Origin of the sequence: Rubrobacter marinus (assembly GCF_011492965.1) — a bacterium.
GTDB lineage: Bacteria > Actinomycetota > Rubrobacteria > Rubrobacterales > Rubrobacteraceae > Rubrobacter_F > Rubrobacter_F marinus.
The window spans coordinates 3,628,615-3,650,874 of sequence record NZ_CP045121.1 but is presented as its reverse complement, the minus strand read 5'-3'; the positions used below and the strand labels follow the sequence as shown (position 1 = coordinate 3,650,874).

Genomic DNA, 22,260 nt, shown 5'->3' with positions numbered 1-22,260 from the left:
CTGTCTTCGAGATCTTCCCGTCCGGATTGTCGTAGCTCCAGAACGAGCCGCTTCAAGTCCTCATACAACTCAGTTCGGGAGTGGCCTGCGCGAATCATTTGCTCTACCTGACCTTGCAGGACGTCGGAGACCCTCTCGGCTGGCGTAGAGTACGCCAGCTGGCGCAAGTAACCGTACTGTGCTTTGTTTATTTGGTGCTGCTCCATCGCCTTCTCACCTAAGGTCTACAACGGTTCATTCTAGTCAGCGGTACCGACTTATTATCACACGAGTACCGAAACGCTTGCAGTGTTTAGAGACTGCCCGAATCGTGTGTTCAGGAGCGAAAGGGTTGCCACAGCTCTCTAGTCAATCCGAGAGAAGTCTCGCAATCATCCAGATGCATGGGAACTGTTGGTTCTACAAAGCCATGCCGGTCGGGGTTTCTAGGGTCGGGCCTGTACTTGAGATTGGGGGGCAGGTAGTCCGTGTCTAACTCCCAAATCGGATCTCTACCGATGCCACCGTACTCCTCCGGACGTCGATGCTCGGGCAGATTCTCCGGAGGCGGAGGGCTTACGCTCATACCGCCTGTTTCGGGAAGCACGAAGCCTGACGCCGCCACGATTATGTCCGGTCTTCGACCACCGATCCTAACTCCTAGAGTTCGGGCGGTTCTGGCGATCTCCGGCTTACCTTCTTCGTCTGTCTTCATAGCCCTGAGCACCCTCATGCACCGAAGAGCGTACGCTATAAAGGCCTTCGACGCTCCTCGAACGCAACGAGGGGATTCGACCAGATCGGGAGCGCTTGACGAGCAAAGTTCGCTTGGACTGTAAAATTTGTCGACGAATTGGGCGACAAGGAGGAGCCATATGACGGAACGGAGAGTTCCTGCCCCCCACTATGTCTATGACGAAGCAACCAACCTTGAGTCCTTTTCAGTGGCGAGAATGATGAACCTGATCACTGCTCAGGTAGTCTATGTGGAAGAAGTAACTGGCATTCCGCAGCAAGGTGAGGTAGTGGAGTTCCACGTCTTGGGCACGAGCGTTCAAGCGATCGTAACCTATTCGAGCCTTATGAGCTTGCGCGACGGGGTGTTCCTGCATATTCAAGCGACACGCATACAAAATTGATTTAGCTGCACTCGCTCAATTCAAGTTCCGCACAGATCCTCCATGAAATCTAGCGCCTATCTTTCCACAAAAGATCTTCGGCGATTGCTCCACTTGATCTGTTCCTGGACTGCGCTGTTCGCAACCTAACAACTTTCATCAAATGCATCCCGTAAGGAAGGGACCGGCTGTTGACACGAAAGCCGAGAGCCAGTTGCGCCAGTCGCCGAAGAAGGACAGGTTTCTGAAATCTTTTCGGCAGAAGCCTGACCTACGTCCGGGCGACTACCCTGCGGACCGCCGCACCGACGGCGCGGGCGACCGTCGCGGGGTGCCTCCGGAGCATCACGCCCGCGTCCCTGTTGCCGGCGAGGCACTCGGCCAGGGTACGCCGCAGCCGCTCGTCGGAGGGGCAGCGCTCGAAGACCGGCTCCATGAGGTCGAGGCGGGGGAGGCGGTTGACGAGCGAGACGAGCCCCTGGGTCGTGGGCTGGCGGAGGGAGTGGAGCCCTTTGATTTGGCGCGCGTAGCCCGAGAGGAGGGCCGCGGAGAAGTCGCGCCGGCGGTGGGCCTCGTGCGCCCACCCGGCGGCCAGGCGCCCGGCCTCCAGCGCGAAGCCTATCCCCTCGCCGCTGACGGGGTGGCTCGTGCCGCCCGCGTCCCCGACCTTCAAGAGGCCCGCCTCGCTGCGCGAGACCCCGTAGCCGCTCGACGCGAACGTCCGGCTCGCCATCTCTTCCTCGGGCTCCGCGCCGTCGAGCATCTCCGCGACCTCCGGCTCGGCGAGAAACCTCTCGTGCAGGCGGCGGAGGGCGGCCTCGCGGGCGGCCGGTTCCCCGGGCAGGTTGTGCCCGTAGACCGCGACCCCCACGTTCGCGGAGCCGTCGTTGAGGTAGAAGATCCGGCCGTACCCCACCCCGAGGCTCTCTATGTCGGCCGTGAACCAGACCTGCAGGAGGTTTCTCTGGGGCAGGCCGGGGTCCGGCAGGCCGGAGAAGTACTGCCGCGAGACGACCATCGCCGCGAGGCCCTCCTGCCTCCCGCCCTCGAAGCCGCCCCAGCCGCCCGCCGTCACGACCATCGGCGCCGGGATCTGCTCCGGCGCGCCCGACTCGTCCAGGAGCTCGATGCCGCGCGTCTCGCCGGCCGGGGAGCGCAGGACGCGCCGCGCCTCGACGCCCTCCCGGAGGGTCGCGCCGGCCGCGAGGGTGCGTTCCATGATCTTCGGCTCGAACTCGCTGCGGCGGACGACGTAGCCGCGCGAGGCGCGCGGGTCCGGCGGGAGCCCCTCGGAGAAGCGGGCGGTCTTCGTGCGTATGTTGAAGCCCTCGATCACGCCGTGGTGCTCCTCCGCGAGGTAGTCGCCGAGGCCGAGGCGCTCCATCTCCGCGACGGTCTGGGCGAGCATACCGTCCCCGCAGACCCTGTCGCGCGGGAACCGGTCCTTCTCGACCAGCAACACCCGGAGCCCCAGCCTCGCGGCGTAGTACGCCGTCCCCATCCCACCCGGTCCCGCCCCGACCACCACGAGATCAAACCCGTTCTGCATAACGTCTCTCCGTTTCCTGGGGAACCTGAAGCACGAGGTAGCGTTCTACCCCGGGGAGCGGGTTTCTACGGGCGGCCCTGCCCGCCCGCCGGCCGCGCCCAGCCGTCGAGCAGGGAGACCAGGGCCGAATGGTCCCGATCCCCCATCCCTCGCGCCACCAGCGCCCCGAACATCTCGTTTACGAGCGCCGTGACGGGGAGGGGGACCCCGCTCTCCCGCGCCGCCGCGAGCGCGATCCCGAGGTCCTTGAGGTGGAACCTCGACTTCCCGCCCGGGGAGAAGTCCCGCGAGAGGAACTTCTCGCGCTTGACCTCCATGACCTTGTTGCCCGCGAGCCCGCCCGAGAGGACGTCGAGGACCTTCGACGGCTCCACCCCGGCCCTCTCGCCGAGGACCAGCGCCTCCGAGACCGCCTCGATGACGAGCGCCACCACGATCTGGTTGCACGCCTTCACGGTCTGGCCCGCCCCCGGCCCCCGACGTGCGTGACCGTCCCGCCATCGCCTCGAACAGCGGCCTGGCCCGCTCGAAGTCTTCCTTCTCTCCGCCGACCATGATCGAGAGCGTCCCTTCGATCGCGCCGACGTCCCCGCCCGAGACGGGGGCGTCGAGGGTGCCTATCCCCTTCTCGCGGGCCTCGCCGGCGAGCTTGCGGGCGAGGATCGGCGAGCTCGTGCTCATGTCCACGAGGAGCGTGCCCTCCCCGGCCGCCTCCAACATCTCCCCGAAGACCGCCTCGACCTCCGGCGGCCCGGGGAGCATGGTGATGACGACGTCCGAGCCCTCGGCGGCCTCCCTGGGGCTACCGGCCGCGGTGGCCCCTTCGCCCGCCAACTCCTCGGCCTTGTGCCTCGTGCGGTTGTGCAGGACGAGCTCGTGGCCCGCCGCCATGAGGTTCTTCGCCATCGGCGCGCCCATGAGGCCGAGGCCGACGAAGCCTACTCTCATCCGGGCTACCGGAAGAGCGCGAGGGGCAGGTACGAGGAGACGATCCAGTTTGGCCGGTCGACGACCTCGCTGATCTTGAGGTCCACGGCGAGGCTCGCCAGCACGTAGGCCTCGACCGGCTCCATGTGGTAGGTCGCGCTGACGTGGTCGACCATCGCCCGCATGGAGTCCTGCGTGGCCCGCATGAGGTCGGGGCCCACGCCCATCGTCGCGTACCAGCCGGCCCCCTCGGACTTCGGGGTGAGGGGGCCCGGGGTGACGAACTGGGGGGCGCGTAGCTGTCGGCCCTTGATCAGGCCGAAGCGCAGCGCCGCGTACATCGGGCTCTCGATGCCGGTGACGCAGACCTCGCCGTCGCCCTGGGCCGCGTGGGCGTCGCCGCAGGAGAAGAGGCCGCCCGGCACCTGCACGGGCAGGTAGAGCCTGGAGCCCTTGGTGATGTGGCGCGTGTCCATGTTGCCGCCGAACGGCCCGGGCGGCATGATCACGGGCTTCTCGGTGGTGTCCGCCGGGGAGACCCCCATCGTCCCGAAGAAGGGCTCGACGGGTATCCGCACGTCGTCCTTGAAGAGCGTGTAGTCGCCGGTCGTGAGGTCGAAGATCTTGAGGTACGCGTCGGGGAAGTCCTCCGGCAGGAGCCCGAAGCCGGGGATGACCGCCGTCCAGCCCCAGCCCAAGGTGTGGATGTCCACGACCTCGACCTCGACGACGTCGCCGGGCTCGGCGCCCCGCACGCTCACCGGCCCCGAGAGGGGGTAGACGCGGTCCCAATCGAAGGTCGCGAGGGCGTCGGCGGTGGAGTCCGGCGTGATCTGGCCGTCCGACACCTCCCGCGTCTGGTAGACGACCGTGTCGCCCGGCTCCACCTCCAGGACCGGCTCGAGCTCGTTGTCCCAGACGTAGTGGACCCTGTCCCCCGGGAAGTAGTGCGTCCTAGCCACAGCCGGCCTCCTCTGCTCCGTCAACCTCCGTGTAGGGATCAACTCTCGCAGCTTGGGAGCCCCGCGTCCACTTCCCCCTCAGGCTCGATCGCCGGGGTCGGACGCCCCGGCGGGGCGCACCACGACCGCCCCCTCCCGGAGGGCGACGACCTCGACCCTGGTGCCGGTGCTTATGGGGGCGTGCTCGGCTCTCTCCGGCACCGCGCGCCAGCGCTCGCCGTGGACGAAGACGAGGCCGCCCATCCCCTCGACCACCGTTCGGCGGACGGTGCCGACCTCCCCGATCATGCCCTCCGCCCCCGTCGTGACCCTCTCGCGCACCATCCGCCAGTACCCGAGGGCCGCGAGCGCCACGGCGAGCGCCGAGAGCCCCGCCAGGACCCACAGGAGGGCGGGCGGGATCCCGGTCCGCTCCCGAAGGTCGGCGGCTGCTGCACGAGCGCCGCCCCCGGGTGCGCAGCGTGAGACCCTTCGGCTCGACCCGGGTCCCGTCGGCCTCGTCGAGCACCGCCCGGAGGTCCTCCTCGACGTGCTCCACCACCCCGAGCTCCAGCGCCTCGGCCGCGTCGACCGCGGCGCTCTCCCGGACGGCGCTCTCCGCCCAGGCCTCGTCCCTGCCGTGGGCGTCGGCGAGGCCGACCATGAGCGCGGCGGCGTCGTTCGTCACCTTCTCGCCCAGGGGCCCCTCGATCTCCGCCCCCGTCGCGAGGACCGGGTGCGCCGCCCCGAGCCTCGTCTGGGGCGCCATCGCCGCCACGTCGCTCCCCATCGCCACGAACGTCCCTGCGCTCGCCGCCCGCGCCCCGCGCGGGGTTACGTACGTCACCACCGGCACCCCTTCGGCGTTGCTCTCGGCGCGCACGATCCTCTGCGTCGCGTCCAGGCTGCCGCCGGGGGTGTCGAGCTCCAGCACGACCGCCGCGGCCCCGGCCTCCTCGGCCTCGGCGACGACGCGCGAGACGTACGCCGCCGTCCGGCCGTCTATGGAGCCTTCGACCCGCGCGACAAAGACCTCCGGACCCTCACCCTGCGCGCGCGACGCGCCGGCCCACGGCCCGATGAGGAGAAAAGCTAGAAGGACCGCGAGGCGGGCGAGGCGTCGCCCCATGCCCGCGCACCTACCGTCCGTCGTCCGGCGGGCAGGGGCGGTTCGCGTAGCCGCTGCGGAAGGGGGAGACCGCCCCGGTCTCCGGGTCGTAGGAGTGGCGCCAGACGCAGCCGGTGTCGTTCGCCAGGAGGTGGATCGAGACGGAGGTCTCCGGGCCCGTGGTGCGGACGCGGTGGACGTCGTCCCTCGGCGGGAGGAGCCCGTAGAAGTCGCCCCTCTTTACCGTGCGGCTTACCCTGACGGCCAGCTCTTCCCCCTCGGCGTCGTAGACGGTCTCCTCCTGCTCTCCCCTGTAGAGCCCGACGAGGCCCCAGGCGAGGTGGTCGTGGACGGGGGTGGCGGCACCCGGGGGCACGACGAGGGCGAAGAGGGAGAGGTCGCGCCCGGCCGAGCGGAAGAGGAGCCACTGGCCGATGCCGCCGCCCATCCCGCTCTCGGGGACGGGGGAGCGGTACTTCTCAGGGAGCCAGCCCTCGTCCGCGAGAAGCTCCGAGAAGACCGGGCGTAGGCCCTCGACCGCCTCCTCCGGGCCGCTCGCCCGGGAGATCGTCTCCCTGACCCTGGCAACGAACGAGCGGACGGTGGGGGTGTCGAGGACGTACTCGTCCCCGTTGGCCGGGCCGCCGGTCTCCGGGCCGCACACGCTCCGGCCCTCCTAGACCCTCTCCAGGGCCTGCTCCAGGTCCGCGAAGACGTCGTCGGGGTGCTCGATGCCGAGGGAGACCCGGATCAGGTTCTCCTCCACCCCGAGGCGCTTGCGCCGGGAGGGGAGAGCTCGCGGTGGGAGGAGGTCGCGGGATGTATGGCGAGCGTGTAGATGTCCCCGAGGCTCGGGGCCGTCACGCAGAGCTCGAGCGCGTTCAGGAAGCGAAAGGCCGCCGCGCGGCCCTCCTCCCCGTCCCCGGCGGCCAGCTCGAAGGAGAGCAGCCCGCCGGAGCCGTCGAGCACGCGGCGGGCGACCTCGCCGTCCGGGTGGTTCTTGAGGGAGGGGTGGTTGACCTTCGAGACCTTCGGGTGGGAGGCCAGGCGTCCGGCGACCTCGCTCGCGTTCTCGCACTGGCGCTCCATGCGCAGGGGTAGGGTCTTCAGGCCGCGCAGGGCGAGCCACGCCTCGAAGGGGCCCAGAGTGCCGCCGACGAGCTTGCGCAGGGAGTCGAGGGCCCCGTCGTAGGGGGCGCCCGCGACCACGATGCCGGCGGTCAGGTCGCCGTGGCCGGAGAGGTACTTTGTGGCGCTGTGGACGACGATGTCCGCTCCGAGCTCCAGGGGGCGCTGAAGGTAGGGGGTGGAGAAGGTGGCGTCCACGATCAGGGTGGAGCCCGCCTCGCGCGTGATCTCGGCGATCGCCGGCACGTCCGCGACGCGCAGCAAAGGGTTGGAGATCGTCTCGACGACGACGGCGCGGGGCGAGAGCTCGGCGACCTTTTTGCGGACGGCTTCGAGGTCGCACACGTCCACGAAGCGCACCTCGACCCCGGCCGCGCCGAAGACCTGGACGAGCAGCGTCGCCGTCGAGCCGTAGAGCTGCTCCGCCGCCAGCACGGTCCCCCCGCCGCCGAGCTCCGCCGCCGAGAGGGCCGCGTGCATCGCGGCCATCCCCGAGGCGAAGGCGAAGGCGCGGGCCCCGTCGGGGTCGCCGCTACACTCGAGGGCGGCGACCGCGTCCTCGAAGGCCGTCACCGTGGGGTTGCCGTACCTCGCGTAGCTGTAGCCGAACTCCTCGCCGCCCAGGACCCTGTCGGTCTGCTCGATCTCGTCGTGCGCGAAGGTCGTCGAGAGGTGGACGGGGGTCGAGATCGGGTAGAAGCCCTTGCCGCCGCCGCCGTTCTTGCCCCCGCCGTTCTCCCTGGCGCGGCGCTCACCGGCGTGGACGGCACGGGTCTCGAAACGCTTCAATTGCATCCCCTGATCTCATCTCTCGGATACCCCTGGACTCTGGACGAAAACCTGCTTGCCCTATACTAACGCACGAGGGGTCGCCAAAGGCCGCGGCCCGCGGTGTTTCGGAGACGGGGAGCCTTCTTTTGGAGAACAGGATCGAGTACTTCGAGCGGATGCTCGCGGACAACCCGAACAACCCGACCGGCCTTCTGGCCCTCGCCAACGAGTACGGCAAGGCCGGCCGCGACGAGGACGAGGCGGCGGTGTTGAGGCGTTACCTCGACGCGCACGAGGACGAGGGCAACGCGTACCTCAGGCTCGGCGAGGTCCTGGAGCGCCTCGGGCGCGGGGACGAGGCCCGCGCCGCCTACTCCGAGGGCGTCGGCAAGGCGGAGAAGTTCGGCCACTCGGGGATGGCCGAGGACCTGCGCTCGGCGCTCGACGGAGCCCGGGGATAGCGGGGCTTACGCGGCATAAAATCGCCCCTTTCGAGGTGATTGGCGCGCCGTTCGGGGTAAGAACGCCGGTAGGAGATGCGGTAGTATGAGAGAAAGCACGGCACCCGCGGCGGCGCGGGCAGGCCCGGCCGTACAACGGTGGCTCGGCCGGAAACATGCGAGAAGATACGTGAGGGTGTGATCCTGTTGGAAAACCGTACCGAGAGCCAATTCTTCGGCCCGAACCTCGGCTACGTTCTGGAGCTTTACGAAAGGTTCAGGGAAGACCCCGACTCCGTCGACGAGCGGACGAGGAGCTTCTTCGAGGAGTGGGGGCCGCCCAAGGACGTCTCGGGCGCGAACGGCTCGCGCAACGGCTCCGGAGGGGCGACGGTCGAGCTCGACGTGGAGAAGGCCGTCGGGGCCTCCAAGCACGTCCGGCACATAAGGGACTTCGGCCACACGGCGGCGAGGCTGGATCCCTTGGGGAGCGAGCCCCCCGGCGACCCGACGCTCGACCCGACGTTCTACAGGATCACGGACGAAGACCTCGAGCACCTGCCGACCCTGGTGATCGGCGGGCCCGTCGCCGAGCGCACGAGCAACGCGCGCGAGGCGGTCGAGGAGCTCCGCGACATCTACTGCAACACCACCGGCTACGACTTCGGCCACGTGACGAACCCCGAGGAGCGGTTCTGGCTCAGGGAGGCCGTCGAGTCCGGGCGCTTCTACCGCCGCCACGAGGGCGAGTCGGCGAAGCGCCTCCTGATGCGCCTCACGCGCGTCGACTCCTTCGAGAAGTTCCTCCACAGGGCGTTTCTCGGGCAGAAGCGCTTCAGCGTCGAGGGCGTGGACATGGTGGTGCCGATGCTCAACGGCCTGGCCCGCTCGGCCGCCGACGCCGGGACGCCCGAGATGGTCCTCGGCATGGCCCACCGCGGCCGCCTCAACGTGCTCGCGCACGTCCTGGACAAGCCGTACAAGAAGATCTTCGGCGAGTTCCAGCAGCCGGACAAGGGCGAGGACTCCTCGGCCGCCGGCAGCCCCGGCGGGGGCTGGGTCGGGGACGTGAAGTACCACCTCGGCATCCGGGGCTACCACCTCGGCGACGAGGTGGCCGACCAGCACGTGCTCGTCAACCTCGCGCCCAACCCCAGCCACCTCGAGCACGTCGACCCGGTCGTCGAGGGGATGGCGCGCGCCGCCCAGGAGACCCGCGACGGGGCCGGGGAGCCCGGGCGCGACGAGGAGGCCTCGCTGCCGGTCCTCATCCACGGGGACGCCGCGTTCCCGGGCGAGGGCGTGGTGGCGGAGACGCTGAACCTCTCCCGCCTGCCCGGCTACCGGACGGGCGGCACGATCCACATCATCACCAACAACCAGATCGGCTTCACCACCGAGAAGAAGGACGCCCGCTCGACCACCTACGCGAGCGACCTGGCGAAGGGCTACGAGATCCCGGTCGTCCACGTCAACGCCGACGACCCGGAGGCCTGCCTCGCGGCGACGCGCATGGCCTACGCCTACCGGGAGAAGTTCGCCAAGGACTTCATGGTCGACCTTATCGGCTACCGGCGCTTCGGCCACAACGAGGGCGACGAGCCGACGTACACCCAGCCGAAGATGTACGAGACCATCAACAACCACCCCACCGTGCGCGAGGTGTGGGCGAAGACGCTCGAGGAGCGCGGCATCATCGAGCCGGGCGAGGCCGACGCCATGGTCGAAGAGGTCATGTCCCAGATGGAGGAGATCCGCAAGAACCCGGAGAACGAGGAGCTCGCCGAGGAGGACGCGGTCACCGACCAGCCCCACACCCCGCTCGTCGAGGTCCCAGAGACGGCGGTCCCGGCCGAGGATCTCGCGCGCATAAACCAGGCCCTGCTGGAGACCCCGGAGGGCTTCAACCCGAACCCTAAGCTGGAGCGGCTCCTCAACAAGAACCGCGGGGAGCTGAACGGGAGCGGCAACAGGATAGATTGGGGCCACGCCGAGGCGCTCGCCTTCGGGACGCTTCTGGAGGACGGCGTCCCGGTCCGGCTCACCGGCCAGGACTCGGCGAGGGGGACCTTCTCCCAGCGCCACGCGGCCCTCTACGACGTGGAGACCAACGAGCCCTACGTGCCGCTGCAGCACCTCCCGGGGGCGAAGGCCTCCTTCGCGGTGCACAACAGCCCGCTCTCGGAGATCGCCGTCGTCGGCTTCGAGTACGGCTACACGATGAACGCCGCGGAGACGCTCGTGTTGTGGGAGGCCCAGTACGGGGACTTCGCGAACGTCGCGCAGCCGATGATCGACCAGTTCGTCGTCTCGGGGCAGTCCAAGTGGGGCCGGACCTCGGGGCTCGTCCTGCTCCTGCCGCACGGCTACGAGGGCCAGGGCCCGGAGCACTCCTCCGCCCGCCTCGAGCGCTACCTGCAGCTCGCGGCCCACGAGAACATCCGCGTCGCCAACTGCACCACCGCCGCGCAGTACTTCCACCTCCTGCGCGCCCAGGCCGCGCTCAGCGAGAACAAGCGGCCCCTCATCCTCATGACCCCGAAGAGCCTGCTCCGCCACCCCCTGGCCTCCTCCACGCTCGAGGAGCTCACGGAGGGCAAGTTCCAGCCCGTGATCGACGACGCGGAGATGCAGGGGAACGCCGATGGGGTCGAGAGGCTCATCCTGTGCTCCGGCAAGATCTACACGGAGCTCGTCGGGAGCGAGGCGCGGGAGCAGGACGGGGTCACGGCCGTGGCGCGCGTCGAGCTCCTCTACCCGTTCCCCGAGGAGGACATAAGGGCCGTCGTCGAGGGCTACCCGAACCTCCAGGAGATCGTGTGGGTCCAGGAGGAGCCCCGGAACATGGGGGCGTGGTCCTTTATGGAGCCGCGCCTCAGGGAGCTCGTCGACGGCGAGCTGCCCGTACGCTACGTCGGCAAGCCCGCCCGGCCCAGCCCGGCGCAGGGCTCGGCGGGCTTCCACAAGCAGGAGCACGCCGAGATGGTCCGCGAGGCCTTCAAGGACGCGGACGAGGACGCGAGCGGCGAGGACGGCGTCGAAGAGGTTCAGGAGACGGCGCCCGTCGGCGACGGCGGCTCCGCGTAACGAGAGCCGCAGGGCGCGTGCCGGGTCATAGAGGAGAGGGAGAGGTGAAGCGTGGCAGTTGAGATACACGTGCCGGAGCTCGGTGAGTCGGTCACCGACGCTACGGTCGGCAAATGGCTGAAGAGCGAGGGGGAGCCCGTCGAGGCCGGCGAGGCCCTCGTCGAGCTCGAGACCGACAAGATCAACTTCGAGGTCGAGGCGGAGGAGGGCGGCGTACTCGAGTCGATCTCCAAGGGCGAGGGCGAGACCGTCAACGTCGGCGAGGTCATAGGCACCATCGGCGAGGGCGACGGCTCCGCGCCGCAGCCGGAGCCCGAGCAGGAAGAGGCCGAGGAGGAGCCCCAGGAGGCCGAGGAGGCGCCGCAGCCGCAGGCGCAGGAGTCGGCGGGCGAGGAGACGAACGGGCACCGCGAGGACGGCGGTGGCCGGGCCTCCCCGTCCGTGAGGAAGCTCGCGCAGGAGTACGACGTGGATCTCGCCGAGGTCTCGGGCTCCGGCTCGGGCGGGCGGATCACGCGCGACGACGTGGAGCGCCTGATCCGGGAGCAGGGCGGCGGCGGAACCCAGACGCAGGCCCCGGCCCAGGCCCCCGAGCCCAACGGCCAGCGCCAGGAGCAGCCCGCGCAGCCGGCCCCGGCGTCCGAGGACGGCAGGGGCGACCTCGAGGAGCGCGTCAAGCTCACGCGCCGCAGGCAGACCATCGCCAAGCGGCTCGTCGAGGCGCAGCAGACCGCGGCGATGCTCACCACCTTCAACGAGGTGGACATGTCCGCCGTGATGGAGCTCAGGAGCCGCCGCAAGGACGCGTTCCAGGAGCGCAACGGGGTCAAGCTCGGCTTCATGAGCTTCTTCACCAAGGCGTCCATAGGGGCCCTGAAGGCGTTCCCCAAGATCAACTCCGAGCTTCAGGGCGACGAGCTGATCATGAAGCGCTACTACGACATCGGCGTCGCCGTGAACACGGAGCAGGGGCTCGTCGTCCCGGTGGTGCGCGACGCGGACCGGAAGAGCTTCGCCGGCATCGAGGAGACCATCTCCGAGCTCGGCAGGAAGGCCCGCGACGGGAAGCTCGGCCTCGAGGACCTCAGGGGCGGCACCTTCACCATCACCAACGGCGGCATCTTCGGCTCCCTGAACTCGACCCCGATCCTCAACACGCCGCAGGTGGCGATCCTGGGGATGCACAAGATCCAGGAGCGCCCCGTGGCCGTGGACGGGAAGGTCGAGATCCGCCCGATGATGTACCTGGCCCTCTCCTACGACCACCGCATCGTCGACGGCGCCGACGCCGTGAGCTTCCTCGTGCGCATCAAGGAGCTTATCGAGGACCCGGAGTCCCTGCTGCTGGAAGGCTAGGACTTCGACGCTTCGCCTAACGGGGGCGGCTCTCCGGAGCCGCCCCTCCGTTGCTTTGCGGAGGGTTGGCGGGACCCCATTCTCAGGGTCGCGCGTGTTTGGTCCCTGGTCCCCTCTCGTGCAGGAGCGCCGCTGCTACGGGCCCGTGGTCCGTCGCCGGGGAGGGCTTGGTAAAGTACGTCCGGCGAACCGGAGGAGGGATAGGGTGAGGGACGATAACCTCGTCGAGCGGCTGCTGGGGGGGGACAGGCGGGCGCTGGCCCGGACCATCTCGAAGATAGAGGGGGAGGACCCCGCGGTGCCCGAGATGATCCGGGAGATCTACCCGCGCACGGGGCGCGCGATCACCATCGGCTTCACCGGCCCTCCGGGCGTCGGCAAGAGCAGCATCATCGCGAAGCTGATCCGCCTCTACCGCGAGGAGGGAAAGAAGGTCGGCGTCGTCTCGGTGGACCCTTCGAGCCCGTTCACCAGGGGCGCCATCCTCGGCGACCGCATCCGCCTCGCCGATCACTTTCTGGACAAGGACGTTTTTATACGCTCGATGGGGAGCCGGGGACACCTCGGGGGCCTGGCCGGGGCCTCGAGGCTCGCGGCGATGGCGATGGAGGCCTACGGGATAGACGTGATCCTGTACGAGACCGTCGGCGTCGGGCAGGGCGAGGTCGAGGTGGCGTCTGCGGCGGACACGGTGGTCCTCTGCCTCCAGCCGGGGGCCGGGGACGCGGTGCAGGCCCTCAAGGCCGGGGTCATGGAGGTCGCGGACGTCTTCTGCATCAACAAGGCCGACCACCCGCAGGCCAGGGGCGCCGCCGCCGAGGTCCGCTCCATCCTCGAGATCGGCCACGAGCTCGACCCCGACGCCCCGGTGCCCCCGATAGTCCTGACGCGGGGCGACAACGGCGAGGGCGTCGAGGAGCTGAAGGGCGAGATCGAGGGTCACCGGGAGTTTCTGCGGGAGAGCGGGCGGATGGAGGGGCGCCGCCTCGCCGCGATGCGGGAGTTCGTCCTCGCATGGGCGACGAACAAGCTGGAGAAGGAGATCCGCGAACGCCTCTCGCGGGAGGACGCCGGGCTCATGGAGAAGGTCCGCGAGCGCGAGGTCGACCCGATCACCGCCGCCGAGACGCTCTACAAGGAGGTCTAGCCCCCGCCCCCACGGCCGGAGGTCGTAGCCCCGCGGTCCGGGGGTGCCCGCGAGCCGCCGCTGCTCCATGCGGGGAGCCCTGCCCGGAGACCCGGTAAGCGCAACGAGGGGATATACTACGGGCGCGTAATAGATGTTTCTAGCTCCCCTTTTGGGGAAGGAGGAGTGGGAACGTGGACGTCAAGGACGCGCGGGCGCGGCACGAGGTTCTTGGGCTGACCGGCGAAGACCTGCTGAGGATGCATTACTCCATGCTTCTGGCCCGGAGGGTGGACGAGCGGTCCTGGATCCTGAACCGCCAGGGGAAGGCCCCGTTCGTGATCTCCTGCCAGGGCCAGGAGGCCGCGCAGGTGGGGGCCGTCTACGGCATGCGCCCGGGCTACGACTACCTCTACCCGTACTACCGGGACCTGGCGATGACGCTGTTTCTGGGCCAGTCGCCCCGCGAGCAGCTCCTGAGCGTCATGGGCAAGCGGGAGGACCCGAACAGCGGCGGGCGCCAGATGCCCGGGCACTTCAGCGCCCGCGAGTTGAACATCGTCACCGCTTCGGCCCCCGTCGGGGTGCAGTACCCGCAGGCGACGGGGACGGCGCTGGCGTTCAAGGTGCGCGGCGAGGACGGGGTGGTGCTCGTCTGCGGCGGGGAGGCCTCCACGAGCGGCGGAGACTGGCACGAGGCGATGAACTTCGCCGGCATCCACGACCTGCCCGTCGTCTTTCTCGTGCAGAACAACGCCTACGCGATCTCCGTCCCCGAGAAGGCTCAGGTCGCGGGGTCCATCGCGGGCAGGGCCCAGGGCTACGGCTTTCCCGGGGTCGAGGTGGACGGGATGGACGTCCTCGCGGTCTACGAGGCGGCGAGGGGGCGTTCGAGCGGGCGAGGAGGGGGAGGGCCGACGCTCATCGAGGCGAAGACCTACCGCATCACCGCCCACTCCTCCGACGACGACGACCGGCGCTACCGCGAGCGGGAGGAGATCGAGGCCTGGCGCCTCAAGGACCCGATCCCGCGCTTCGAGCGCTACCTGGAGGAGATCGGGGTCCTGGACGCCGAGGCCAGGGAAGAGGTGGACGCCCGCATAAGGGCCGAGGTCGCCGAAGCCTCCCGAAGCGCCGAAGAGGCGCCGCCGCCGGAGCCCGAGGACGCCCTGGGTCCCGTCTACGCCGGGAGGTGACGTTCGTGGCGACGAAGAGCTTGCTGCAGGCCATCGGCGAGGGGCTCGCGGAGGAGATGCGCTCCGACGAATCGGTGATGATCCTCGGAGAGGACGTCGGGAGGGCCGGCGGGGTCTTCCGGGTAACGCAGGGCTTGCAGGACGAGTTCGGGGGCGGAAGGGTACTGGATGCGCCGCTGGCGGAGAGCCTGATCGTGGGTGCCGCCATCGGCCTCTCGGTGAACGGGATGCGGCCCGTGGCGGAGATCCAGTTCGGGGACTTCATCACGCCCGCGTTCGACCAGATCGTCAACGAGGCGGCGCGCTTCCATTACCGCTCGAACGGGGCCTGGAGCTGCCCCATCACCATCCGCGCCCCCTACGGCGCCGTCCACGGCGGGGGCCTCTACCACTCCCAGAGCATCGAGGCCTGGTTCTGCAACACCCCCGGCCTCAAGGTCGTCGCCCCGACGTACCCCGCCGACGCCAAGGGCATGCTCAAGAGCGCCATCCGCGACCCGAACCCCGTCCTCTTTCTGGAGCACAAGCGGACCTACCGCCTCCTCAAGGAGGACGTCCCCGACGAGGACTACGAGGTCCCCATCGGCGAGGCGAGGGTCCACCGGATAGGGGACGACATAACCGTCGTCTCCTACGGCTTCATGCTCCACACGGTCCTGGAGGTCGCCGAGGGGCTCTCCGAGGCGCACGGGGTGGAGGCCGAGGTCGTCGAGCCCCGGACGCTCTACCCGCTGGATCGGGAGACGATCCTGCGTTCGGCAAAGAAGACCGGCAAGTTCCTCGTCGTCGTGGAGGCGAACCTGACCGGGTCGGTGGCGGGGGAGATCTCGGCGGTCGTCGCGCGGGAGGCCTTCGAGTGGCTCGACGCCCCGGTGATGCGCCTCGGGGCGCCGGACGTCCCGGCGGCGCCGTTCGCGAGGCCGATGATGGACGCCTTCGTGCCGGACGCCGCGAAGATAGAGCGGGCGATGCTCGAGCTCGCCCGCTACTGAACACTCGGGGAGGAGGTGGCCGTGGCCCGACCGGTGACGATGCCCAGGCTCGGGGAGAGCGTTACGGAGGGACGATAGCGCGCTGGCTGAAGGCCGAAGGCGACGAGGTCTCGCTGGACGAGCCCCTCGCCGAGGTGGACACGGACAAGGTGAACGCCGAGCTGCCCTCGCCGGTCGCCGGCAGGATCGAGAAGCTGCTCGTCCCGAGGGGACGACGGTCGGCGTGGGGACGGAGATCGCCCTCGTCGCCCTCGCGAGCGAGGGAGAACGCGCCGGAAACCCCCGCCCATGGAGGCCCCCTCCGCCGAAACGCCAACAGAGGAGTTCCCCGCCGCCGACACGGAGGCCCAGCCCGTAGCGAGCGGGGCGGTGAAGCGGAACGGCCAGGCGGCCGGCCGGACGAACGGCCACGGCGTCCAGAGCGCGGAGACGCTGCGCCTCACCCGCTCCTCCCGGTGGTCCGGCGGCTCGCCGGGGAGCACGGGGTGGACATCTCCGAGGTCGAGGGGACGGGCGCCGGCGGCCGGGTGACGAAGGGGGACATGGAGGGACACATCGCGAGGCTCGGAGCCGCTCGAACCGCCACGACGGAGGCCCCACCCGCGATGGAACCCGAACAGGTCCCCGCCCGGGAGAGGGCGCCGGTCTACGAGGGCGACCGGGTGGTGGGGCTGACGAGCATCCGGCGGGCCATCGCGAACCGCATGTCCGAGAGCAAGCGCGAGATACCGCACGCCTGGACAATGGTCGAGGCGGACGTCACGGGGCTCGTGGCCCTGCGCGAGCGCCTGAAGGGCGAGTTCGCCGGGCGCGAGGGCGTGAAGCTCACCTACCTGCCGTTCGTCGTCGGGGCGGTGGCCGAGAGCCTGAGGGAGCACCCCGTGATGAACTCGGTGTGGGACGGGGACGGGATCGTCCTCAGAAAGCGCGTGAACATCGGGATAGCGGTGGACCGCGAGGAGGGCCTCGTGGTGCCGGTGATCCACGACGCCGACGGCCTGAACACCCTGGGGCTCGCGCGGAGGATCGACGACGCCGTGCGCCGCGCCCGGGAGGGCCGGCTCTCGCCCGAGGACGTCTCCGGCGGCACCTTCACGGTCAACAATCCAGGCGCCCTGGGGAGCGTGGTCTCCGTCCCGATCATAAACCACCCCCAGGTGGCGATCCTCTCCGCCGAGGCCATCGTCAGGCGGCCCGTGGTCGTGGACGACGCCATAGCGATCCGCAGCATGATGAACCTGGAGGTCTCCTTCGACCACCGCGTCACCGACGGCGGCCCCGTGCTGCGCTTCCTGAACGCCGTGAAGCGGCGTCTGGAGGGGTTGGGACCGGACGGAGGGGCCCCTGGTTCTCCCCGCGAAGCTGGGGCAGGGTAAGGCCGGAGCCCTGTTGAGGTACCGGGAGGAGGTTGCTAACCTGCCCCCGGTTCTTGGCACACGGAGAGGGCGAGGTTCTGGTGGAGAACGCGGCGGCTGGCGAGACGGGGCGGAGGGCGCTCCGGAAGGCGACGTTGCGCCTCATCCCTCTTCTGTTCGTGCTGTATATCGTGTCGTTTCTGGACCGGGTGAACGTCGGGTTCGCGGCGCTGCAGATGAACGAGGACCTCGGTTTCAGCGACGCGGTCTACGGGCTCGGGGCGGGCATCTTCTTTATCGGGTACTTCGTCTTCGAGGTGCCGAGCAACCTGATCATGGAGAGGGTAGGGGCGCGGGTCTGGATCGCCCGGATCATGTTCACCTGGGGCGCCATCTCGGCGGCGATGTTCCTGGTGCAGGGGCCGGTGAGCTTCTACGTGCTTCGCTTCCTCCTCGGCGTCGCCGAGGCCGGCTTCTTCCCCGGCATGATCCTCTACCTCACCTACTGGTTCCCCGCCCGCGAGCGCGCCCGCAGGGTCGCCTACTTTATGGCCGCCATACCCATCGCGGGCGTGATCGGCTCGCCGCTCTCGGGCTACCTTCTGACCCTGGACGGACTTCTAGGGCTCGCCGGGTGGCAGGTGATGTTCCTCGCCGAGGGCATCCCGGCCATCCTCCTCGGCTTCGTCGTCCTCTACTACCTGCCGGACGGCCCGAACGACGCCCGCTGGCTGGAGCCGGAGGAGCGCGAGTGGATGAGCGGCGCCCTGGCGCGCGAGGACGGGATCAAGGCCGACCGCGGCGGGTACACCACGCGCCAGGCCCTCCTCAACGGCAAGGTCTGGCTGCTCTCGGCCGTGTACTTCGGGGTCGTCACCAGCCTCTACGGGGTCTCGCTCTGGCTGCCCTCATCATCGAGGATCTCTCCGGGCTCGGCACCCTGGCGGTCGGCCTGCTCGGGACGATCCCCTACCTGGCGGGGCCGTCGGCATGGTGATCCTCGCCCGACACTCCGACAGGACCGGCGAGCGGCGCCGGCACGTCGCCATCGCGGCGTTCGTGGCGGCGATAGGCTTGATCCTGACGGGGCGACGGGCTCGCCGGTGGTCGAGATGGCCGCGCTCACGATCGCCTCCCTGGGCATCTACGGCACCCTCGCGACCTTCTGGTCGCTCCCGACGGCCTTTCTGAGCGGGACGGCCGCGGCGGCGGGGATCGCGCTCATCAACTCCGTCGGGAACCTGGGCGGGTTCGTCGGCCCCTACGCGGTGGGGGCCCTGAGCGACGCCACGGGCAGCTTCTACGCGGGCCTGCTCCTCCTCGCCGCCGCGGTCTTCGCGGCCGGCATCCTCGCCCTCGTCGTGCGCCACGACCGAGGGTTGGAAGAGGTGGAAGAGGCGCCGGCCGTGAGGGGCGCCGCGGTCGGCGGGACCGAGCGGGGCTAGCGGGGCGCCGCTGCGGTAAACTCGCGCCATGGCCAGATTCTCACCCATACAGGTCCTCAGCGACGCCAAGGCGCGCGGCGAGCCGGCGGCGATGATCTCGCTGTACGACGCCCCGACGGCCGAGCTCTGCTGCGACGCCGGGGTGGATTGCCTCCTCGTCGGCGACTCCCTGGGGAACGTCGTCCTCGGCTACGAAAACTTCATCTCCGTGACGATGGCGGACATGATCCGGCACACCGAGGCGGTGGCGCGGGGGGTCAAGGAGTCGTCGCGCCCCGGCGTCCCGATCGTCGCCGACCTCCCGTTCGGCAGCTACACGACCGTCGCCGAGGCGGCGAGGAACGGCGCGGACCTGATGCGCGCGGGCGCGCACGCCGTCAAGCTGGAGGGCGCGGGGCCCGCGACCCTCGAGGCGGTGCGCGCCATCATCGAGATGGGGGCCCCGGTCGTGGGCCACCTCGGGTTCACCCCGCAGTCCGCGCTGAGGTTCTCCGGCGTCGTGCAGGGCAAGACGGGCGGGGCCGCCGAAGACCTGCTGCGGGACGCCCTGGCCCTCCAGGAGGCCGGCTGCTCCGCCGTCGTGCTCGAGGCCGTCACCCGGGAGGTCGCGGAGCTTCTGACGAAGACCCTCTCCGTCCCGACGATCGGCATCGGCGCGGGGGCCGCGTGCGACGGCCAGGTCCTCGTCTTCCACGACCTCGTCGGGCTCTCGAAGCGTGCGCCGTTCCGCTTCGTGAAGCGCTACGCCGAGGCCCGCGCCATCCTCGCGCAAGCCACGCGGGACTTCGTCGAGGAGGTGCGCTCCGGCGCCTTCCCGGTGGAGGAGCACGGCTGGTCCATGCCGGAGGACGAGCTGGAGGGCTGGAGGGCGCGCCACGGGGCCGACGGGGACCTCCCGCGCGCGGCCGAACCCCCCGTGCGCTAGCCCATGCGCATCGTCGAGACGCCGGAGGAGATGCAGGCGCTTTCGAAGAAGTGGCGGCGCGAGGGGCGCACGGTCGGCCTCGTCCCGACGATGGGGGCGCTGCACGAGGGGCACCTCTCGCTCGCCCGCGCGGCCCGCGCCGGGAACGACGTCTTCGTCGCCTCCATTTTCGTGAACCCGCTCCAGTTCGGCTCCCGGGAGGACCTCGACAGGTACGAGCGCCCGTTCGAGCGCGACAGCCGCCTGCTCGAAGAGGCCGGCTGCGACGCCATCTTCGCCCCCTCGACGGAGGCCATGTACGGCGCCGGAGGGGGCGCGAGCAGCTCGCAGACCGTCGTCGAGGTCGGGGAGCTCGGCGGGTGCTGGAGGGCGCGGTCCGTCCCGGCCACTTCCGGGGCGTCGCCACGATCGTCGCCAAGCTCTTCAACGTGGTGGCGCCGGATCGCGCCTACTTCGGCGAGAAGGACTTCCAGCAGCTCAGGGTGATACAGCGGATGGTCCGCGACCTCTTCTTCGAGGTCGAGATCGTGCCGGGCCCGACCCTGCGCGAGCCCGACGGCCTGGCGATGAGCAGCCGGAACGCCCGGCTCTCGCCTGAGGAGCGCGAGGCCTCCGCGGCGCTCTACCGCGCCCTCCGGGAAGGCGCGTCGCTCGCCGCCGACGGCGAGCGCGACGCAGGGGCCCTGACGGAGGCGATGCGCCGGGTCTGCGAGGACTACCCGACCGTCGAGCTCCAGTACGTCGCCGTCGTCGACGCCGGGACGCTGGAGCCGCTCCCCACGCTCGACGGGCGCCCGGCGCGCGCCCTGATCGCCGCCTCCGTCGGCGGCACCCACCTTATAGACAACCTGGCGCTGTAACCCGGCCTAACCGGCCGCCGCCAGCGGGCGCCGCCCGGCGCCGAGGCGCTCCAGGGCGAGCCGGTCGGCGGCGGCGTTCGTCGGGACGCCGTCCCTCTTGGAGATCTCGACGACGTTCTTGACGGAGTCGTAGATGCGCGCCACCCGCCCCCTCGCCCTCCCCTCGTCGTAGCCCTCCAGCTCGCCGGAGACGTTTATGAGCCCGCCGGCGTTTATGACGTAGTCGGGGGCGTAGAGGATGCCTCGATCCCGGAGGGCTTCCCCGTGGCGCCCCTCGGCGAGGACGTTGTTGGCGCTCCCCGCGACGACGGAGCACCGCAGGTGCGGCAGCGTCGCGTCGCTCACCACGGCGCCCAGGGCGCAGGGGGCGAGGACGTCGCAGGGGACCGAGAGGATCCCGGCGGGCTCCACGGCCTCCGCGCCGAACTCCCCCACGGCGCGCGCCACGGCGTCCGGGCGCAGGTCGGCGACGACGAGGCGCGCCCCCTCCTCGTGGAGGAGACGGCACAGCCGGTACCCGACGTGCCCGAGGCCCTGGACGGCCACGGTTCGGCCCTCCAGCGAGGGCGAGCCGTAGACCTCCTCGACGCAGGCGCGCATCCCCGCGAGGACGCCGAGGGCGGTAAAGACCGAAGGGTCCCCGGAGCCGCCGCGCGCGGCGTCGAGGCCGGCGACGTGGGGGGTCTCGGAGCGGACTCTCTCCATGTCCTCGGGCGTGGTGCCGACGTCCTCGGCGACGATGTACCGGCCGCCCAAGGAATCCACGAAGCGGCCGAAGGCCCGGAAGAGCTCCGGGGACTTGTCCCGATCGGGATCGCCGATGATCACGGACTTCCCGCCCCCGAGGGCGAGCCCGCTAACCGCGGCCTTGTAGGTCATCCCGCGCGACAGGCGCAGCACGTCCGTCACCGCCTCCTCCTCGGTACCGTAGGGCCACATCCGGCAGCCGCCCAGAGCCGGACCTAAAGTGGTGTCGTGGATCGCGACGATCGCCCGCAGACCCGTGGCCTCATCGCGGCAGAACAGGATCTGCTCGCAACCGAACTCCGCCAACTCCTCGAAGATGGACATGGCCGCCTCCTCTCCCGAAGTGGGGATGATGCCTATATTCTACTACCGGCGCTCGCGGCGGAAGCCCCTCACGAAGGGCGACGGACCACCGCCGCGGTCCCGGATCTACACGACGAGGAAGGGAGGGGCCGCGCCCTTCGGCGCCGCCCCTCCCCTTCTGCCTCCGCAGGGGCCGCGCTCGAACCCGGGCGCGGCCCTGCGGGGGTTACTGCTCTACGATGAGGGCGTTTACGCCCCCAAAGTCGTTAGAACCGACGTCCTAGTTCTCGAGCTCGTCGTCGACACCGTCGCCGTCGAAGTCGCCGAACGCGATGAAGTAGTCGAAGGAGTCGTCGATGCCGTCGAAGTCGGCGTCGTTGAAGCCGCCGAAGAGGACGTTGAAGCTGTACTGCGCCTGGTCCGCCTCGACGCTGTTGCCGCCCTGGGCTACCTGGTTCTCGTCGCCGTCGATGTTGACGACCGGGCTGTTGTACTGGAAGGCGGTCTGGTCGAGGGACTGCGAGGAGTCGTTGAGCGCGACCTGGCTGTTGTCCCCGGCGAGCAGGAAAGTCTCGTTGCTCTCGCTGTTATCGTCGCCCTCGATGGTGGCGTCCTGGGCGTAGGCCGGGACCGCCGCCACGAGAACCATCGCCAACGTCGCCGCTACCGTAGTGAACTTCTTCAACTCTATCCTCCGTAAATTAAGACTGCTGCTTGCTTGTCTCTGCCTGGACGTGCGAACATCTAAAGCCCCGCTCTCACCTCCGTCTCCGCCCTCCCGATTCGGAAGGATCTATCCGCAACAACGAATAAGATAGTAACGCTCGAATGCGTTTAGACAATGGTCCGATAGGTGCAGCAAGCGTGTCCTTCGCATCCGGGCCGGCGCACCGGGGGAGCGGAGAAG

17 protein-coding genes and 6 pseudogenes are annotated in these 22,260 nt (G+C 69.7%); 13 read left to right on the top strand and 10 right to left on the bottom strand.

Going from position 1 to position 22,260, the window contains the following annotated elements:
• Nucleotides 1-854 precede the first annotated feature (854 nt).
• Nucleotides 855-1,118 (top strand): hypothetical protein, encoded by a 264-nt coding sequence (locus GBA65_RS18715; protein ID WP_166397841.1) that lies wholly within the window; start codon nt 855-857, stop codon nt 1,116-1,118.
• 250 nt (nt 1,119-1,368) lie between these two features.
• Here GBA65_RS18715 and GBA65_RS18710 read toward each other — a convergent pair whose 3' ends face one another.
• The 8 genes and pseudogenes from GBA65_RS18710 to GBA65_RS18685 form a co-directional block, all read right to left on the bottom strand.
• A complete protein-coding gene (locus tag GBA65_RS18710) occupies nt 1,369-2,646 on the bottom strand; it encodes an NAD(P)/FAD-dependent oxidoreductase (protein WP_166397840.1) in 1,278 nt (425 codons plus the stop codon).
• 65 nt (nt 2,647-2,711) lie between these two features.
• Nucleotides 2,712-3,101: an NAD-binding protein gene (locus tag GBA65_RS24665; protein ID WP_228281474.1), complete on the bottom strand. Its 390-nt coding sequence runs from the start codon at nt 3,099-3,101 to the stop codon at nt 2,712-2,714.
• Between the two features lie 94 nt (nt 3,102-3,195).
• Nucleotides 3,196-3,552, bottom strand: a pseudogene (locus tag GBA65_RS26815) (NAD(P)-dependent oxidoreductase); the annotation flags it as partial.
• A 47-nt stretch (nt 3,553-3,599) separates the two neighbouring features.
• Nucleotides 3,600-4,535: an acetamidase/formamidase family protein gene (locus GBA65_RS18700; protein ID WP_166397839.1), complete on the bottom strand. Its 936-nt coding sequence runs from the start codon at nt 4,533-4,535 to the stop codon at nt 3,600-3,602.
• Nucleotides 4,536-4,613: 78 nt separating this feature from the next.
• The gene (locus GBA65_RS26810; protein ID WP_456115082.1) at nt 4,614-4,778 is read right to left on the bottom strand and encodes an NfeD family protein; all 165 of its coding nucleotides are present in this window, start codon (nt 4,776-4,778) and stop codon (nt 4,614-4,616) included.
• Nucleotides 4,779-5,154: 376 nt separating this feature from the next.
• Nucleotides 5,155-5,643, bottom strand: a pseudogene (locus GBA65_RS27030) (NfeD family protein); the annotation flags it as partial.
• Nucleotides 5,644-5,653: 10 nt separating this feature from the next.
• Nucleotides 5,654-6,286, bottom strand: coding sequence for a cysteine dioxygenase family protein (locus GBA65_RS18690; RefSeq protein ID WP_166397837.1), 633 nt, complete (start codon nt 6,284-6,286; stop codon nt 5,654-5,656).
• A gap of 12 nt (nt 6,287-6,298) precedes the next feature.
• Nucleotides 6,299-7,545: pseudogene (locus GBA65_RS18685) on the bottom strand (trans-sulfuration enzyme family protein).
• Nucleotides 7,546-7,667: 122 nt separating this feature from the next.
• Between GBA65_RS18685 and GBA65_RS18680 the strand changes: the two are divergent.
• The 12 genes and pseudogenes from GBA65_RS18680 to panC all read left to right on the top strand — a co-directional run bounded on the left by GBA65_RS18680 (nt 7,668) and on the right by panC (nt 20,303).
• On the top strand, nt 7,668-7,982 hold the full coding sequence (locus GBA65_RS18680) for a hypothetical protein (RefSeq protein WP_166397836.1): 315 nt from the start codon (nt 7,668-7,670) through the stop codon (nt 7,980-7,982).
• 177 nt (nt 7,983-8,159) lie between these two features.
• Nucleotides 8,160-11,048, top strand: coding sequence for a 2-oxoglutarate dehydrogenase E1 component (locus tag GBA65_RS18675; protein ID WP_228281469.1), 2,889 nt, complete (start codon nt 8,160-8,162; stop codon nt 11,046-11,048).
• Nucleotides 11,049-11,099: 51 nt separating this feature from the next.
• Nucleotides 11,100-12,404 carry a 2-oxoglutarate dehydrogenase complex dihydrolipoyllysine-residue succinyltransferase gene (gene odhB, locus GBA65_RS18670; RefSeq protein ID WP_166397835.1) on the top strand — a complete coding sequence of 435 codons (1,305 nt, stop codon included), beginning with the start codon at nt 11,100-11,102 and terminating at the stop codon, nt 12,402-12,404.
• A 205-nt stretch (nt 12,405-12,609) separates the two neighbouring features.
• Nucleotides 12,610-13,551, top strand: coding sequence for a methylmalonyl Co-A mutase-associated GTPase MeaB (gene meaB, locus GBA65_RS18665; RefSeq protein WP_166397834.1), 942 nt, complete (start codon nt 12,610-12,612; stop codon nt 13,549-13,551).
• A gap of 239 nt (nt 13,552-13,790) precedes the next feature.
• Nucleotides 13,791-14,726, top strand: coding sequence for a thiamine pyrophosphate-dependent dehydrogenase E1 component subunit alpha (locus GBA65_RS18660; protein WP_166398600.1), 936 nt, complete (start codon nt 13,791-13,793; stop codon nt 14,724-14,726).
• Between the two features lie 5 nt (nt 14,727-14,731).
• Nucleotides 14,732-15,718 (top strand): alpha-ketoacid dehydrogenase subunit beta, encoded by a 987-nt coding sequence (locus GBA65_RS24655; protein WP_166397833.1) that lies wholly within the window; start codon nt 14,732-14,734, stop codon nt 15,716-15,718.
• Nucleotides 15,715-15,873 (top strand): annotated as a pseudogene (locus GBA65_RS26805) (lipoyl domain-containing protein); the annotation flags it as partial. The gene GBA65_RS24655 and the pseudogene GBA65_RS26805, both read left to right, overlap by 4 nt.
• A 133-nt stretch (nt 15,874-16,006) precedes the next feature.
• Nucleotides 16,007-16,249 carry a hypothetical protein gene (locus GBA65_RS24650; protein WP_228282041.1) on the top strand — a complete coding sequence of 81 codons (243 nt, stop codon included), beginning with the start codon at nt 16,007-16,009 and terminating at the stop codon, nt 16,247-16,249.
• The gene (locus GBA65_RS24645; RefSeq protein WP_266096519.1) at nt 16,204-17,094 is read left to right on the top strand and encodes a dihydrolipoamide acetyltransferase family protein; all 891 of its coding nucleotides are present in this window, start codon (nt 16,204-16,206) and stop codon (nt 17,092-17,094) included. The genes GBA65_RS24650 and GBA65_RS24645 overlap by 46 nt, the downstream gene beginning before the upstream one ends.
• A gap of 80 nt (nt 17,095-17,174) precedes the next feature.
• Nucleotides 17,175-18,518 (top strand): annotated as a pseudogene (locus GBA65_RS18645) (MFS transporter).
• Between the two features lie 28 nt (nt 18,519-18,546).
• Entirely contained in the window at nt 18,547-19,443 is an 897-nt protein-coding gene (panB, locus tag GBA65_RS18640) for a 3-methyl-2-oxobutanoate hydroxymethyltransferase (protein WP_166397832.1), read from the top strand.
• A gap of 3 nt (nt 19,444-19,446) precedes the next feature.
• Nucleotides 19,447-20,303, top strand: a pseudogene (gene panC / locus GBA65_RS26800) (pantoate--beta-alanine ligase).
• Nucleotides 20,304-20,309: 6 nt separating this feature from the next.
• On the opposite strand, the gene GBA65_RS18630 reads toward panC, so the two are convergent.
• Both GBA65_RS18630 and GBA65_RS18625 read right to left on the bottom strand, forming a co-directional pair.
• Nucleotides 20,310-21,374, bottom strand: coding sequence for a Glu/Leu/Phe/Val dehydrogenase (locus GBA65_RS18630; RefSeq protein WP_166397831.1), 1,065 nt, complete (start codon nt 21,372-21,374; stop codon nt 20,310-20,312).
• A 259-nt stretch (nt 21,375-21,633) separates the two neighbouring features.
• Entirely contained in the window at nt 21,634-22,038 is a 405-nt protein-coding gene (locus GBA65_RS18625; protein WP_166397830.1) for a hypothetical protein, read from the bottom strand.
• Between the last annotated feature and the right edge of the window lie 222 nt (nt 22,039-22,260).